This is a genomic window from Streptomyces rimosus subsp. rimosus (assembly GCF_000720725.1).
GTDB lineage: Bacteria > Actinomycetota > Actinomycetes > Streptomycetales > Streptomycetaceae > Streptomyces > Streptomyces rimosus_A.
This window is the reverse complement of sequence record NZ_JOCQ01000041.1, coordinates 1-14,006: the sequence shown is the minus strand read 5'-3', so window position 1 is coordinate 14,006 and position 14,006 is coordinate 1. Positions and strand designations below refer to the sequence as shown.

Here is a 14,006-nt window from a genome sequence, read left to right as displayed (position 1 = left end):
CGGGCAGGTGCCGTCCGCCGGACCGGCGCCCCGGTGCCACGCCGTACGCGCTCCCGCGCCGTACCGCCCCGTCACTCCGCCTGTTCGCGGCGGGCCAGGCTCTCGGCGAACTCCGCCCACAGCCGCCCGCAGGCACGGGCCGTCTCCGCCAGGGCCGGGAGGCAGTGCGGCGGGACCTCGGCGGCCAGCCGGTCGCCGTCGGCGAGCACGGCCTCCTGGGCGATCAGCAGCCGCAGCAGGGCCCGGCCGGTGTTCGTGGACCGCAGTGCGACGTCCTGCCGCAGGAACGGCAGCCGCTCCAGGGGGACTTCGTGCGGGGTGCCGCGCCGGTGGGCGGCACCGGTGGGCGCCGCGCTGTCCGCGGTGCGGCTGTGCACCTCGATCCGCCGGACGGCCGCGGCAGCCTCGCTCTGCTGTACGGGCAGCAGGTCCCGGCCGTTGCGCAGGCGCCGGCTGACGTCCTGCGCGGTGCCCAGGGAGATGCCCGCCCGCTGGGCGACCTGCCGCAAGGACGCCGTGGGGTCCTCGCGGAGGATCCGCCCGGCGCGCAGCCGCCCCTCGGCCGCACTGGCCGGGCGCACCCGGCCGTCCCGTCCGAGCCGCGCGGTGTTCAACCGCGGACCGTCCGCGCTCGAACGCCGGCGCAGCCCGGCGATGGTCTTCGCGGACAGCCCGGCGACCTCGGCCAGCGACCGGTCCGAGCAGTACGGGAAGTCCCGCAGGATGCGCCGGGCCGCGGCCTTGCGGTCCGCCGTGGTCAGCGGCAGCCCGTGTGCGGCGTTGGTCCGTACGGCGTGCACGAACCCCTCGTTCTCCGTACCGCGGAAGAGTTCGGCGCTGATCTCGGACCCGCCGCGCAGGATCATCGCCCGGACCCGGTGGGCGCCGTCGAGGACCCGCATCGTGGCGCGGTGCACGAAGATCGGCGGCAGGCCAGCCGGGTCCGCCTCGGCGAGCGCCCGTACGTGTGCCACGTCGCAGCCCGCGAGCCGGGGCGAGCCCGACAGGTCCAGCGCGCTGATGCGCACGGTCACCGGCTCGCGCCAGGCCGGGGGTGGTGCCGGCAGGTGGGTGCGCACCTCGTCGTCCACCGGCCCGGACCCGGACACGAGCTCGGATACAGACTCGGACACGCACCCGGTCACCGGTCCGGCAGCGGAGCCGGGCAGCGGCCCGCCCGGCAGTGCCTCTTCCCAGGGTTCCCAGGGCATCGGTCGTCTCTCTTCCTTCCCCCCTCGCGCTCCCCGCCGCTACCGGCCGAGGTCCGCGACGGCGGACGCCAGCGGTGCCGGGGCTCCGCCGTTCAGCTCGGCCAGCGACTCGTCCAGCGCGTCGACGAGGTAGTCCACCTGGGAGGGCGTGAGCCGGGGGTGGCACGGCAGGTTGAGGTGCTGGTCGAACCACAGGCGTTCGGCGACCGGGCACTCGCCGCGCAGGTGGCCGCGGTGGCGCCACTCGGGCAGCAGGTGCTGCGGGAAGTAGCGCAGCTGGATCTCGACTCCCCTGCGGTCGAGACCCAGTACGAGCTGGTCGCGCAGTTCCTGGCGGTCGGCGAAGCAGGTGTACAGGTGGTACGCGTGCTCGCTGTGCGCGGGCGCCGACTGGGCCCGCACGAACGGGTAGCGGGAGATCACCTCGTCCAGCCGGGCGGCGATCGCGCGCCGGGTGGCGCCGGTGGCCGCCAGCCGGCCGAGCTGGACCTGTCCGACGGCCGCGGCGGCCTCCGACATCGTCGCGTTCGTACCGGCCCGGCGCAGCCGCCGTACGGAGTCGCTGTAGACGGGCGTGGCGTACTTCATCCACGGCAGGACGATCGGCTCGACCGTGTCGCTCAGGTCGGACCGCACGATCTCGGCGTCGATGTCGTTGGAGCGCAGCCGGTCCAGCCGTACGGCCCAGTCGTCCCGGTCGCAGGTGACCATGCCGCCCTCGCCGAGGGTGGTGATGTTCTTGGCGTTCTGGAAGCTGAACGTGGCGATGTCGGCCAGGGCCCCGGGGACCCGCCCCCGGTAACGGGCCCCCAGCGCGTGCGCGCAGTCCTCCAGGACGAGGAAGCCGTACCGCCGGGCCAGCGCCATGATCGCGTCCATCTCGGCCGGGCAGCCGCCGTAGTGCACCAGCAGCAGGGCCTTGGTGCGCGGGGTGACCAGCGCCTCGACGGCGGACGCGTCGATGTTGAGGGTGTCCGGGTCGACGTCGCAGAACCGTACCCGTACGTCGTAGTCGAGCAGCGGCTGCACGGTCGCCTGATAGGTCTGCGGAGTGGCGATCACCTCGTCGCCGGGTTCCAGGTCGAGCATGCGGATGGCCAGTTCCAGGGCCACCGTTCCGCTGGTGACGGAGATCGCGTGCTTGCTGCCGACCGTTTCGGCGAAGGAGCGCTCGAAGCGTTCCCGCCGGCTGCCCATCGACAGCGGCGTGTCCTCGTGGATGAGTTCCTTCAGTACGGACACCTCGGCCTCGGCCAAGATGCTGCCCCGCTTTCCCCAGGGCACGACATAGCTCCGGTCCATCAGATCCCCCAGCTGGTCTCGGGCACAGCGGTCGGTTGCCGCTTCCATGACAGTCGAGAGCCGGGTGTTAATGAAGGGTCAGCGGAGGTCAGTAAGGTCAGTTAGGTCAGAACGGCGGGCCGTCGGCGGGCGGAACCGGTCGGCGTGCGCAACCGGTCGGCGTGCGGGGCGGGGCCGTGTGGCGCCTGTCCCCCGGCCCTGCCGGGAGCTGACCGGACGGGACGGGCGTGCCCGCCGAGGTGCGGCGGGCACGCCCGTGGAGCTCAGTGCGCGGTCAGCGGCGGCCGGTTCACCGTCCGCCGCCGCCCCCGATCGTCGGCAGGTAGCGCGGCGCCTTCCAGGCGTCCAGCCGGTGTTCCACCGCGGCCCCCAGCGACAGCAGCTTGCCGTCCTGGTGGTTCCCGGCCGTCAGGAGCACACCGACGGGCAGTTCGCCCACGGACCCGGCGGGCACCGACAGCGACGGGTAACCCGCCACGGCCGCGGGCGTGGAGGACGGGATCACGTCGTTGTCGCCCCGTGCGCAGTCGGTCGTCCAGGCGGGCGGGTTCGTCGGCGCGGCGATGGCGTCCAGCCGGTGGGCGGCCAGGGTCTCGTCGATGGACCGCCGGGAGAGGTCCTTCAGCTCGGCGCGCATGGCGCGGTACTTCGGGTCGGTGGTGGGCGGCGCGGCGAGCGCCTGCTCGAACAGCTCCTGCCCGGGGAAGCAGGTCTGCTCGGCCGGGTGGCTCCGGGTGAACTCGATGAGCCCGGCCAGATCACGGGGCCCCTTGCGGGTGGCGAGGTAGGCGTCGATGTCCCGGTGGAACTCGCTCAGCAGGGCCGGGAACTCCAGCTCGGCGATGCGCTTCTGGTACGGGGGTGTCACCTCGACCACCTGGGCTCCCGCCGCGCGCAGCTTCGCCGCCGTACGGGTCATCAGGGCGTCCACCTCGGGGCCGAGCTCCGGCAACCGCCACAGCCCGATCCGCTTGCCACGCAGGCCACCGTTGCGCCGCGCCTCGTCCGTACCCGCCGGGGAAAGTCCGTGCCGCGTACCGTCACCGCTGAGCGCCGCGAGGGTGAGCGCCACATCGGTCACGTTGCGGGCCATCGGCCCCGCGGTGTCCTGCTCGGCGGAGATCGGCACCACGCCGTCCCCGCTGACCACCCCGAGGCTGGGCTTGAGGCCGGCCACCCCGTTCATCCCGGCCGGGCACACGACCGAGCCGTCCGTCTCGGTGCCGATTGCCACCTGCGACAGCGACGCGGCGAGCGCGGCGGCCGAACCGGAGGACGACCCGCACGGGTTGCGGTCCAGCACGTACGGATTGCGGGTCTGCCCGCCCACCGCCGACCACCCCGACGTCGGCTTGGTCGAGCGGAAGTTGGCCCACTCCGACAGGTTGGTCTTGCCGAGGATCACCGCGCCGGCCTCGCGCAGCCGGGTCACCAGGGCGGCGTCGGCGTCGGGCGGGCTGCCGGCGAGCGCGAGCGAGCCGGCCGTGGTGGGCAGGCCGCGGGTGTTCACGTTGTCCTTGAGCAGGACGGGGATGCCGTCCAGCGGCCCCAGCGGGTCGCCGCGCCGGTGCCGGGCGTCGCTGGCGGCGGCCTGGCGCAGGGCCGTCGGATCGGTCCGCAGCACCGCGTTGATCTTCGGGTCGACGGTCTTGATGCGGTGCAGGTAGGCGCGGGTCAGCGCCGAGGACGTGAGGGAACCGTCATCCATGCGGTCCTGCAGCTCCGGGATCGTCACGGTGTCGAGATCGACTCCGAGTCCGGCGGCCGGGCCCGCGGGCGCCGCGGTGCCGCCGGGTTCGGCGGCCTCGGCGCGCGGCTGCGGTGCGCCCGTGACAAGGGAACCCGTGACCAGGACGGCAATCAGTGCGGCAACTCTCCTTTTCACCATGCGGGGTAGCGGACTACACGCGGCACATCCGGCGCAAGGGCCAAGGCACGTTCGCACGTCCCTCCCGCCGCTGCCCCCTGCACCGGCGTTCGCGCTAGTGCTGTGACCGAGAAGGTTCGCCGGTTTGGCGGTTGGGGCGGTTGGATGGGAGGCAACGTCTGTTCCGACCGCTGGAGGTGTGGTGGCCGAGCCTGTGCGGGTGCGCAGACTGACCGATCAGGAAGGGCAGAAGCTGCAGCAGATCGTGCGCCGGGGCAGTACCAGCTCGGTGCGCTATCGCCGGGCGATGATGCTGCTGGCGTCCGCCGGCGGAAACCGCGTTCCGGTGATCGCCCAGCTGGTCCAGGCCGACGAGGACCCGGTGCGAGAGGTGATCCACCGGTTCAACGAGATCGGCCTGGCCTGCCTGGACCCTCGATGGGCGGAAGGCCGTCCCCGCCTGCTCACCCCGGATGACGAGGACTTCGTCATCCAGACGGCCACCACCCGCCCCACCAAGCTCGGCCAGCCCTTCACCCGCTGGTCGATCCGCAAACTCGCCGTCTACCTGCGCCGCGGGCACGGACGTGTCATCCGTATCGGCCGTGAAGCCTTACGGTGTCTGCTCCTGCGCCGCGGCATCTCCTTCCAGCGCACCAAGACCTGGAAGGAGTCCCCGACCCCGAACGCGACGCCAAGCTCGACCGTATCGAGCAGGTACTGGAACGCTTCCCGGACCGGGTCTTCGCCTTCGACGAGTTCGGTCCCCTCGGGATCCGCCCCACCGCAGGCTCCTGCTGGGCTGAACAGGGCAAGCCCGACCGCCTGCCGGCGGCCTACCGCCGCACCCACGGAGTCACCTACTTCCACGGCTGCTACTCCGTCGGCGACGACACCCTGTGGGGCGTCAACCGCCGCCGCAAAGGCACTGCCAACAGCCTGGCCGCACTGAAGTCGATCCGCACCACCCGACCCGACAGCGCCCCGATCTACATCATCCTGGACAACCTCTCCGCCCACATCCGAACCACACGGTGCAGACCCGGGCCTTGCACCGCTACCTGCGCTGGCGCAATGCCAACGCCCGCCACCCCGACGTACTCACCGCACAACGCCGAGAACGTGCCCGCATCCGCCGCGAGAAAGGCATCCGCTGGGGCGGCAGACCACTACAGACTGCGGCCTGACCGCCGAACCCGGTGACCGGAAACGATCAACGGTTGCTCAGCTATCGGCAACTTCCGGTCGGGAGGTAGTGAGAGGTCGGGAGTGGTGAGAGAGGGAGTAGCCGACGTCAAGCACGTGGTGGGATTACGGCCTGGCCCCGTGCCCGGTGCCGCTTCGCGTACGACCAGGTCACCGCGGTCATCAGGACCGGGATGGCGAACAACGGGGCGAAGGTGAAGCCCCAGACGGTCTGTGCCGTACCGCTCGACATGTACGTCTGGCTCTCGACGGTGAAGGCGACCACGAGCTGCCACAGTGCCACCAGGACCAGGACGGCCGACGTGGTCCAGGCCAGCGCGGCGAGGGTCCGGGGGCGCAGCGGCCGCCACCGGTCACTGACGAGGAGCAGCGGGAACAGGGCGGCCAGCTCGGTGAAGACGGAGAGGCCGACGACGTACGCGACGCCCCAGCCCGGAATGTCGAAGACGTCCCGCAGGACCTGGTCGCTGTAACCGACATAGACACCGGATGCCATGGCAACGCGCCACAGGCCGGAGGGGACAGCGCACAGGGCGATGGCGTGGGCGGCGCGGCGGACCCAGACAGGCGCGGCGGGAATAGGAGCGGTTGCTGTGGTCATGATCTACATGCTGGTCGTGGACACGGCAGCCGTGCGTCGTCCGCGAGGGCGGACGGTCTCCGCCGTACGGCGGAGGGCGGACCCGCTGAGGGAAGACCTGAGTGGGGGTTCAATCGCCGGACAGGCTGGGTTTTCCAGCCTGTCCGGCGATTGAGGACATCACGACCAACACCGGTGACGTTCCCGGTCACAGCACTAGGCTCCCGGCCCCGGGTGTGGTCAGCCCCCTCGCAAACCAGGGGGCCCGGAGTGAACACGGGCCCCGGGCTCCCAGGCTCCTAGCGTCTGACGTTGTACGACACCAAAGCGGCGGCCCCGGCGGCCCGGCCGTCTCCTCCCCGCCGGGAGTCCGCAAGGCAATGAAGGAGGTCGGCCCGCGCTACGACATCATCGGCTTCGCCCCACGCTTCGTCGGCCGCAGCACGCCGCTGGACTGCCGCTGGCCCGTCGGCACGCACTTTGCGTCGGCCGGTCTGAGCCGGGCGGGCTTCGAGCTACCTGGGCTACTCGTACGGCTCGTATCTGGGCACCGTCTACACGCAGATGTTCCCCGGTCGCCACGACCGGATGGTGCTCGACGGGTCAAAACTTCACGATCAACACCTCTGACTCCAGGTCCACCGCATCATTCAAGAAACCATCGCCACTTCCACCGGCCACCGTTGAAGGACAACGCCACCACTGCCCCACGCACAACCTCATCGCGTCCACGAGCCCCGGGCGGGCCGCCGGCAGCGGGCTCACGCGCACGGACGCCCGTGTGCAGGTCGTCGCGCTTGCGAGGCCGGTGGGAACCGGCGACGCGCGCAACTTCGCGATGAACGAGGTGGCCGCCGACTGGCTGACCACCTCGGACGACGATGACGTACTCCCGCGCAGTCGTTGTCCGTGCGCCTCCGCTACGCACAGGAGCACGATCTGGGCTGGTGCGCAGGTTGATCTCTGCAGACCTTCACCCCGACCGCTCTATCACTACCTGGCGCTGCTCAACTCCGCCCAGTTTTCGTGCACCTGGCGATAAGGCGTGGTTCGAGGTCCGGGATGGCGGGGAAGGTGAGGGATTCCTCGGTTCGCCGGGCGAGGCCCTGGCGGGGTGTCAGGCGGAAGTAGTCGTCCCGAGCCTGCCGCTGTTCGGGGGTGTCGGCCTGTTCGAGGTCGCTCATCGACCGGGAGGTGGCGGCCATGGACCGGGTGCGGTCGCGGCGGCGGTCCTCGTACGTCCGCAGGGCGAGCGGCAGATCGTCGCACGCGCCGGGCTCGGCCAGGGTGTGGGCCAGGACCACGGCGTCTTCGACGGCCATGCCGGCCCCTTGGCCGAGGGTGGTCAGCATGGGGTGCGCGGCGTCGCCGAGCAGGGGGACGGGGCCCCTGTCCCCAGCGTTCCAGGAAGGTGCGGTCGCGGGAGGGTACGGCGGGGATGTCCCCGGCCGGGGTGGCCTCGATGACGGCCCGTACCTCGTCGGCCCAGTCCGCGTAGGCCCGGGTGATCTCGTCCTTGGTGCCGTCCCAGGCGTGTGAGTGGGCGGTGGGCATGGTCTTGGTGCCCCACCAGTAGGCATGGCCGTGGCCGATGTCGATGAGGTCGAAGCGCTGTCCGCTGCCCCAGTAGTGGCGCACGCTGCCCGGGGGGAAGGCGGGGTGGTCGAACGGGACGATGCCGAGCCAGCAGACGTAGCCGCTGTCGTGGGATGCCTCCGGGCCGACGAGCTGGGCGCGGATGGCCGAATGGAATCCGTCGGCGCCGATGAGGAGGTCGCCGTGCGCCGTGCGCCCGTCCGCGAAGCGGACGGTGGCGCCCGTGTCGTCGGGCACGGTCGCGATCCCCCTCGGCACCGGCACGGTAGGCGGCTTCCTCCTCGACAAACGCAAGGCAGGAAGCAGGCTCGTGACACTCCGTGTGCCCCCCTCGCCACCAGTGACCCGCGCGTAGTCCTCAAGGATCTCGCGGATCAGCCGGTTGAGGGCCCAGCCGTCGGCGACGAGATGGTGCACCTTGACCTGCAGATGCGTGACGTCCGGACTCTCCACCAGCAGCGTGGATTCGACCAGGGCGCCGCTGTCCGTGAGCGACAGCAGCGTCGCCAACGAGCGCCGGATCCACGCGGCGCACGCGACGTCGGGTTCGGGCTCCTGCGCGAGGTCCACCCTGCGAACCGGGAAGCCGCCCTCCCCCGCCACCCACTGAAAGGGCGTTCCCGCCCTTTCACCGAACCGCAGCTGGAACGCCTCGTGCCGATACAGCACACCTTCGATGCACCCGGCGAGCGCATCGAGATCGATCCCGCCCCGCAGCCGTTCGTGGATGACGACGTTGAACTGCGGCGATTGCGGGGCCTGAGAACTGGCGGCCCAAATATCGCGTTGGTTACGCCGTCAGCGGGCTTTGCCCATGCAGCGGGTTCTGCGCACGGTCGTTCACCTGCGCTTGTGTCTCCGGGAGGGTCGCTCCAGCAACCGCGGTTCTCTTCATGGCGCGGATCATGCCGCCTCGCGACTGGGCAAACCCCTTGATTCTGTGGCGAAAACAGCACCTGTCGTGGCGGGAATGGCATCTTTCGTCCCGGCGCCGGCCGACCGGCCGACCGGCCTGCGGGAGAACCCCGGGGGCCGGAGAAAGCCCGGACCGCACCATGGGTTGTGTCGGGCGGCGAGGTCGGCCTGGTCCGCATGGGCCCGGCCGGCTACCTGACACCTTTCGAGGAACAGGCCGGGAGCGGCCCTGCTTGCGTAGCCGAGTCCGTCGGGGCGAGCGTAAACGGCGCCCAGAGCGAGGAGTTGCCGGGGAAGGGGACCGATGCACCGGAATAGCCGTCATCGTCACCAGCGGCAGGAGGACCGGCATCGGCGGCGGTGACCGCATACCGCTTCGCGCGAAGGCGCCGCGACGATCACCGCCGGGCAGATGCCCCTGACGCCCCTGGGCCGAATTTGAAAGCTCGCCTACAAAGTCAGTGGGCCTCTTCCGGAATATCTGAAGGGAGTGTAAAACTCGCAGATCTCACCCGGCGCTATCGAACAGGTCGGGCGCCGGCCCCTACGACGGGAGACCGATCCCCCATGTTGAATCCGGTACGCCGCAGAGTGCGGACGGCCGCACTCGCGCTTTCGGCCATCGCGGCCCTCGCCATCGGCGCGACCGCCCCGACCGGCGCGGCAGCCGCCACCGCTCCCGCTCCCGCTCCCGAGAAGCAGGGACCGACCTCGGTGGCCTACGTCGAGGTGAACAACCACAGCATGCTCAACGTGGGCAAGTACACCCTCGCCAACGGCGGCGGCAACGCCTTCGACGTCGCCGTGATCTTCGCAGCGAACATCAACTACAACACGGACACCAAGAAGGCGTACCTGCACTTCAACGAGAACGTACAGCGCGTCCTTGACAACGTTGCCACCGAGGTTCGGCCGTTGCAGCGGAAAGGCATCAAGGTCACCCTCTCGGTGCTCGGCAACCACCAGGGCGCGGGCTTCGCCAACTTCCCGTCACAGCAGGCGGCTTCGGCGTTCGCGAAACAGCTGTCGGACACCGTGACCAAGTACGGCCTGGACGGCATCGACTTCGACGACGAGTACGCCAAGTACGGCACCAACGGCACCGGCCAGCCCAACAGCAGCTCGTTCGTGCACTTGGTGACGGCGCTGCGCGCCAACATGCCGAACAAGATCATCAGCCTCTACAACATCGGCCCGTCCGCGTCGCGCCTCTCGTACGGCGGCGTCAACGTCTCCTCCAAGTTCGACTACGCCTGGAACCCGTACTACGGCACCTGGCAGGTCCCCGGCATAGCACTCCCCAAGTCGAAGCTCTCACCGGCGGCTGTAGAGATCGGCCGGACCTCACAGAGCACGACCGCCGGCCTCGCCCGCCGCACCGTCCGCGAAGGCTACGGCGTATATCTCACATACAACCTCGACGGCACCGACCGCAGCGCCGACGTCTCCGCGTTCACCAAGGAGCTGTACGGCAGCGACGCCGTGTACACGCCCTGAGGCAATCGCACGACCCGGTTGCACGGAGCCCTCGCGGGCACACCACGAGACCGTCAACGACGCCACCGGCATCCTCACCGGCGTGCGGAAGGTGGCCGAGCTGGTGCGCGAGCACCAGCTCGGCCACCACGTTTCTGCAAACGCCCATGCTGCCCGGGGTTCCGCTCGGCGGGTACGCCAGCACCCACCGCATGACCAACGCGCTGGAGCGGCGCCCGGCCATCTCCCTCGCCGACGGCGTGCGGCGGTACGCACGGTGGCTGGACAAGCATCCGCGGACCGTACCCGAGCAGTGGCAGAGCCCGGAAGATCACCCTGCAGGGGCCTGAGCCCGGACGACCACCCGGTAGAGACCTGGATGACCGGCGGGCGCCCGAGGTGGGTCATGCGCCACACGGTCCGCCGCATCACCCTGGTTCCCCGTACTTGGCCGCACCCCGTCGAGCCGGTGCAAGTGGCCGGCCAGTCCAAGCCCGTACGCATCCGGCTGCAGCCGCACGGCGTGCGTCTCGCCCCTGCCGCTCTGAGCCAAGCGCTTGGATGAAGTCCCTTACTGATGCGCAGGGCCGGTTTCGTTGCTGGGGCATGGCCTGGCCGACGGCCTCGCCGAGGGAGTCGGTGCCGACCTGGGCACGCTGAGGGAGAGCCCGCGTACTTCGCTGCCGCCAGACCAGCCCGATGTCGTTCAACTCCGGGCTGCGCTCGGCACGGAGGCTTCCGGGCGCGGCGTCCCCACCAAGGAAGGTCCGCCCGACACAGTCGACTTCGACGGGGCGAACTTCGGCGATCAACACGTATATCGACGGTATCCCAAAGATCGGGGCCTCGAAGATCATGAAGCCAGCCAACCAGGTCCCCGCCTCGGCCGTCGCGCTCCTGATCTCCTTGCTTGATCAGTTGCTCCCGTCCGACGCTGCTTCGCAGACAGAAGGCATGGAGGCGGTGGGGCGTCGTCGCCGGGCGCCCCACCGCCTGCAAGTCCTTCCCGCGAGGCCGCGCCGGACCGCGGCTTCGGCATCATGGGCATGCGCGAACGCGCCCACTCCGTCGGCGGCGAGCTACGTGCCGGGCCCCGCGCCGGAGGCGGCGCCCGTGGGAGCCGCCTCCGCAGGCCGCGGGGGTGCACCGCTGTCGATCTTGGGTGCGGGTGAGGGCCGGGTATGGACTCTGAATCACCTGATGATGAGTGGGACGACGAGGACGAGGTCGACGAGCTTCCTTGCCTGATCGACTGCGACGAGTGCGGGAGGGTGATGGAGCCGATCCTGTTCGATCCCGGCGACGACCCGCTGATCACGGTGGTGACCGACCCGTCCCGTCGGCGGTGTATCCGGAGGCGTCCGAGCGCAACGGCAAGTGAACGGTGATGGTCTGTTCGGCCGCCTGCTTCGACGCGATCCGCGAGCGGTTTCGGCCGCCGACGCCCGAGGCGGAGCAGTGGGCGATCGCTGTCGCCCGGGCGGTGTGGAACCACCCGGGCGAACACCTCATGCCGCAGCGGCTGCGGGAAATGAGGGCCTGTCACCGGAGCAGGTGTCGGCCGGTGTCGCCTATCTGCGCAAGCGCCTGCAGAGCGAGTCCGGGCCCGACGGAAGGACACCACCGAAGTGATCAGGCAGGCTGTGCCATCACGTAGCCGTGGGCGACATCGCGGCGTTCGGCGGGCCGGGCCTGGCGGCGGGTCAGCCGTCGTGTCATCAGGGGGATGCAGGCCCAGGTGATCAGTGCTTCGCTCATCTCGGGCAGCCGTTCGTGATCGCGGCAGTGGCACCGGGCCCGTAAGATCCACGACCACGACCGTTCCACCGCCCAGCGGCGCGGCAAAATGACAAACCCCCTGCTTCCGGGCGGGCACGTACCGTTGACACGGTGATGTCCAGGTACCTCTTCGCGCACCCGGGCCACGCCTGCGGCTGCGAGTGGGATGAGACCTGGCGCATGGTCCGGACACCCGGCACCGAGCCCGGAGCCGTCCCGGTCACCGCCCTGCGGCACCCGGCCGCCGCGGTGACCGCCGCCGGCATCCCCAACCCCGAGACAGGAGCACCCGCGACCTGGGCAGCCTGAAACCCGTTCGCTTCGAAGCCCCGCCTCCGGCCGCGCCGGAAGCGGGGCTTCTTTCGTGTCCGGACTCGGCACCTGCAATGCGCTATGTGGGGCGCGGCTGTTCATCGGATCGTTCGCTGGATCCACGGGCCGGCAAACTCTGCTGCAGCTCAGAAGAAGGTCTTGTCCCAGTCGTCGGTGACAAGCGCACGGACTGCATGGGCGAAGCCAGTTGCGACGTGTTGGATGCCTGCGTCTCCGGCGAGGTAGACGTCGCCGCTGTCGGCCAGCAGAACGGCTTCCTGGGTGTCGGTGGCTGTTCCAGCCAGTAATACGGGGCGGCCGATGCGCTTACCGAAGATGCGCACACTCCTCGGCAGCGAGTGCGCCGAGTCCATCGTCTCCTCCACTGATGTCGTGAGGAACGTCTCGCCGAAACGGTACGACCAGGTCACGGTGAACTCGCCGTATGCTTCCAGGAACTCCCGGACTTCCGAAGTGAACTCGAAGCCCTCCTCCGTGTACCGCTGACGGGCCTGCTCGATATCCAGAGGGTGGACCTCGAAACGCGCTCTGCCTGCCAGGGAACTCCGCAGTTCTTCGATTTCCTTCCGTTCGGCCTCCCCGCTCATCCCGTCAGGACCTCTCCTCCGAAGTCAGGCACCCATGTCTGGCAGTTGGCGCACATGTTGAACTTCTTTCCCTTGGGGTCGACGGTCACCGAGTCGATGTCCTTGGGGCCAGCGCCGTCCTTGATCGCGTTGGTGAACATCCGTGGTTCGGCGCAGCCCCCTGGCGGGCCCTTGAGCACGACCTTCTCGTTCCGGCCGGCGGCCTGGGGCCGGGAACCGCCGGGCAGGCCCGCGTGCTCGCGGCCGAGGACCGCGCGCCAGTTGCGCTTGGACAGGCGAGGCCACAGCCAGACGGTGAGGACAAAGAGTGCTACCGCGAAAAGGACGGCCAGGAGCAGCACATTCTTGCTGGTCAGACCCATGTGGCGCTTTCTTACGGGCGGCCGGTCAGCCGGGCCGCGAGTGTCGCCCCAAGTCCTGGCACACCGTCGTACAGGGCCCAAAAAGTCCACAGGTCGCGACGACTCGCACTCGCACGTTCTCTCGACCGGGGCGACGGGGAAACAATGTCTGACAGGCTGGACGGCGAAAAGTCCGGGGCGGTTGTGTGGCGTTTGCCACACCGACCACGCGGCCCCGCCCGGAAGTGGTGCCGCCTTGGGTGGCACAGCTGGCTGCATGCGCCGGCGGAGGTCTTGCCGGACACCGTGAGCGCCCTGGCTGCGGCCTTTTCCATAGTCGTCGGCATCCCGCCCTGATGCCTGCCACGGGCCCGAACGAAGTAAGCGCCACGCCTGGGGCGGCCGTCTTGCTGCTCCTGGGCGTATCGCGGACCGCCGGAAACTCAGCCCTACTCGGCCACCCGCAATCCGAGGCCGTCCATGCGCAGCGTCGGATGGCTCTTGCGGCGGCACGCGGCGCGGCAGCCCCGGGCCGGTCCAGCCAGCCGCCGCCACGCGCTTTCTTAGAATTCAGTGCTTTCCTGTGTTCGCCTTTGGTTAGTTTTCCGCCTCGCGCCGCGCCACGCGGCACGGTCCTAAGGAGCCCTGCCATGACCACGCCCGTCCCGTCCGCCTCTTCCGCCGCCTCTCCTTCCTCCGCTTCTTCCGCCCCCGCGCCCGTCGTCGCCGTCGCCTATCACTCGGGCTTCGGTCACACCGCGGTGCTCGCCGAGGCGGTGCGCGACGGCGCCGCCGACGCCGGGGCGACCGTCC

Annotated in this window: 10 protein-coding genes and 4 pseudogenes; 5 read left to right on the top strand and 9 right to left on the bottom strand. The window is 70.2% G+C overall.

Annotated features, from left to right (window positions below; all coding sequences use genetic code 11):
- Positions 1–71: 71 nt before the first annotated feature.
- The 3 genes from IH45_RS0121980 to IH45_RS0121970 all read right to left on the bottom strand — a co-directional run bounded on the left by IH45_RS0121980 (position 72) and on the right by IH45_RS0121970 (position 4,401).
- The gene (locus tag IH45_RS0121980) at positions 72–1,211 is read right to left on the bottom strand and encodes a hypothetical protein (RefSeq protein WP_050515055.1); all 1,140 of its coding nucleotides are present in this window, start codon (positions 1,209–1,211) and stop codon (positions 72–74) included.
- A gap of 39 nt (positions 1,212–1,250) precedes the next feature.
- Positions 1,251–2,513: a DegT/DnrJ/EryC1/StrS family aminotransferase gene (locus tag IH45_RS0121975; RefSeq protein WP_032918055.1), complete on the bottom strand. Its 1,263-nt coding sequence runs from the start codon at positions 2,511–2,513 to the stop codon at positions 1,251–1,253.
- Between the two features lie 289 nt (positions 2,514–2,802).
- The gene (locus tag IH45_RS0121970) at positions 2,803–4,401 is read right to left on the bottom strand and encodes an amidase family protein (RefSeq protein WP_030670903.1); all 1,599 of its coding nucleotides are present in this window, start codon (positions 4,399–4,401) and stop codon (positions 2,803–2,805) included.
- A gap of 181 nt (positions 4,402–4,582) precedes the next feature.
- On the opposite strand from IH45_RS0121970, the pseudogene IH45_RS01000000143935 reads away from it, so the two are divergent.
- Positions 4,583–5,567: pseudogene (locus IH45_RS01000000143935) on the top strand (IS630 family transposase).
- Positions 5,568–5,674: 107 nt separating this feature from the next.
- Here the strand turns inward: IH45_RS01000000143935 and IH45_RS0121960 are convergent.
- Entirely contained in the window at positions 5,675–6,187 is a 513-nt protein-coding gene (locus IH45_RS0121960) for a hypothetical protein (protein ID WP_050515054.1), read from the bottom strand.
- A 272-nt stretch (positions 6,188–6,459) separates the two neighbouring features.
- On the opposite strand from IH45_RS0121960, the pseudogene IH45_RS1000000146745 reads away from it, so the two are divergent.
- Positions 6,460–6,772: pseudogene (locus IH45_RS1000000146745) on the top strand (alpha/beta hydrolase); the annotation flags it as partial.
- Positions 6,773–7,173: 401 nt separating this feature from the next.
- On the opposite strand, the gene IH45_RS1000000150830 reads toward IH45_RS1000000146745, so the two are convergent.
- Together IH45_RS1000000150830 and IH45_RS1000000148005 are read right to left on the bottom strand one after the other, a co-directional pair.
- The gene (locus IH45_RS1000000150830) at positions 7,174–7,518 is read right to left on the bottom strand and encodes an FAD-dependent oxidoreductase (RefSeq protein ID WP_050515053.1); all 345 of its coding nucleotides are present in this window, start codon (positions 7,516–7,518) and stop codon (positions 7,174–7,176) included.
- Between the two features lie 637 nt (positions 7,519–8,155).
- Positions 8,156–8,491: pseudogene (locus IH45_RS1000000148005) on the bottom strand (condensation domain-containing protein); the annotation flags it as partial.
- A gap of 753 nt (positions 8,492–9,244) precedes the next feature.
- On the opposite strand from IH45_RS1000000148005, the gene IH45_RS0121940 reads away from it, so the two are divergent.
- Both IH45_RS0121940 and IH45_RS0121935 read left to right on the top strand, forming a co-directional pair.
- Positions 9,245–10,174, top strand: a complete 930-nt coding sequence (locus tag IH45_RS0121940) for an endo-beta-N-acetylglucosaminidase H (protein ID WP_030670896.1) — start codon at positions 9,245–9,247, stop codon at positions 10,172–10,174.
- Positions 10,175–10,320: 146 nt separating this feature from the next.
- Positions 10,321–10,503 carry a hypothetical protein gene (locus tag IH45_RS0121935; RefSeq protein WP_030670893.1) on the top strand — a complete coding sequence of 61 codons (183 nt, stop codon included), beginning with the start codon at positions 10,321–10,323 and terminating at the stop codon, positions 10,501–10,503.
- Between the two features lie 1,282 nt (positions 10,504–11,785).
- On the opposite strand, the gene IH45_RS1000000150650 is transcribed toward IH45_RS0121935, so the two are convergent.
- Positions 11,786–11,911, bottom strand: coding sequence for a hypothetical protein (locus IH45_RS1000000150650; protein WP_267885148.1), 126 nt, complete (start codon positions 11,909–11,911; stop codon positions 11,786–11,788).
- Between the two features lie 135 nt (positions 11,912–12,046).
- Here IH45_RS1000000150650 and IH45_RS1000000148855 point away from each other — a divergent pair, with 135 nt between their 5' ends.
- The gene (locus tag IH45_RS1000000148855) at positions 12,047–12,241 is read left to right on the top strand and encodes a hypothetical protein (RefSeq protein ID WP_030670887.1); all 195 of its coding nucleotides are present in this window, start codon (positions 12,047–12,049) and stop codon (positions 12,239–12,241) included.
- Between the two features lie 149 nt (positions 12,242–12,390).
- On the opposite strand, the gene IH45_RS0121915 is transcribed toward IH45_RS1000000148855, so the two are convergent.
- A complete protein-coding gene (locus IH45_RS0121915; RefSeq protein WP_030670886.1) occupies positions 12,391–12,852 on the bottom strand; it encodes an SUKH-3 domain-containing protein in 462 nt (153 codons plus the stop codon).
- 239 nt (positions 12,853–13,091) lie between these two features.
- Positions 13,092–13,214: pseudogene (locus IH45_RS1000000148000) on the bottom strand (esterase); the annotation flags it as partial.
- Positions 13,215–14,006 lie beyond the last annotated feature (792 nt).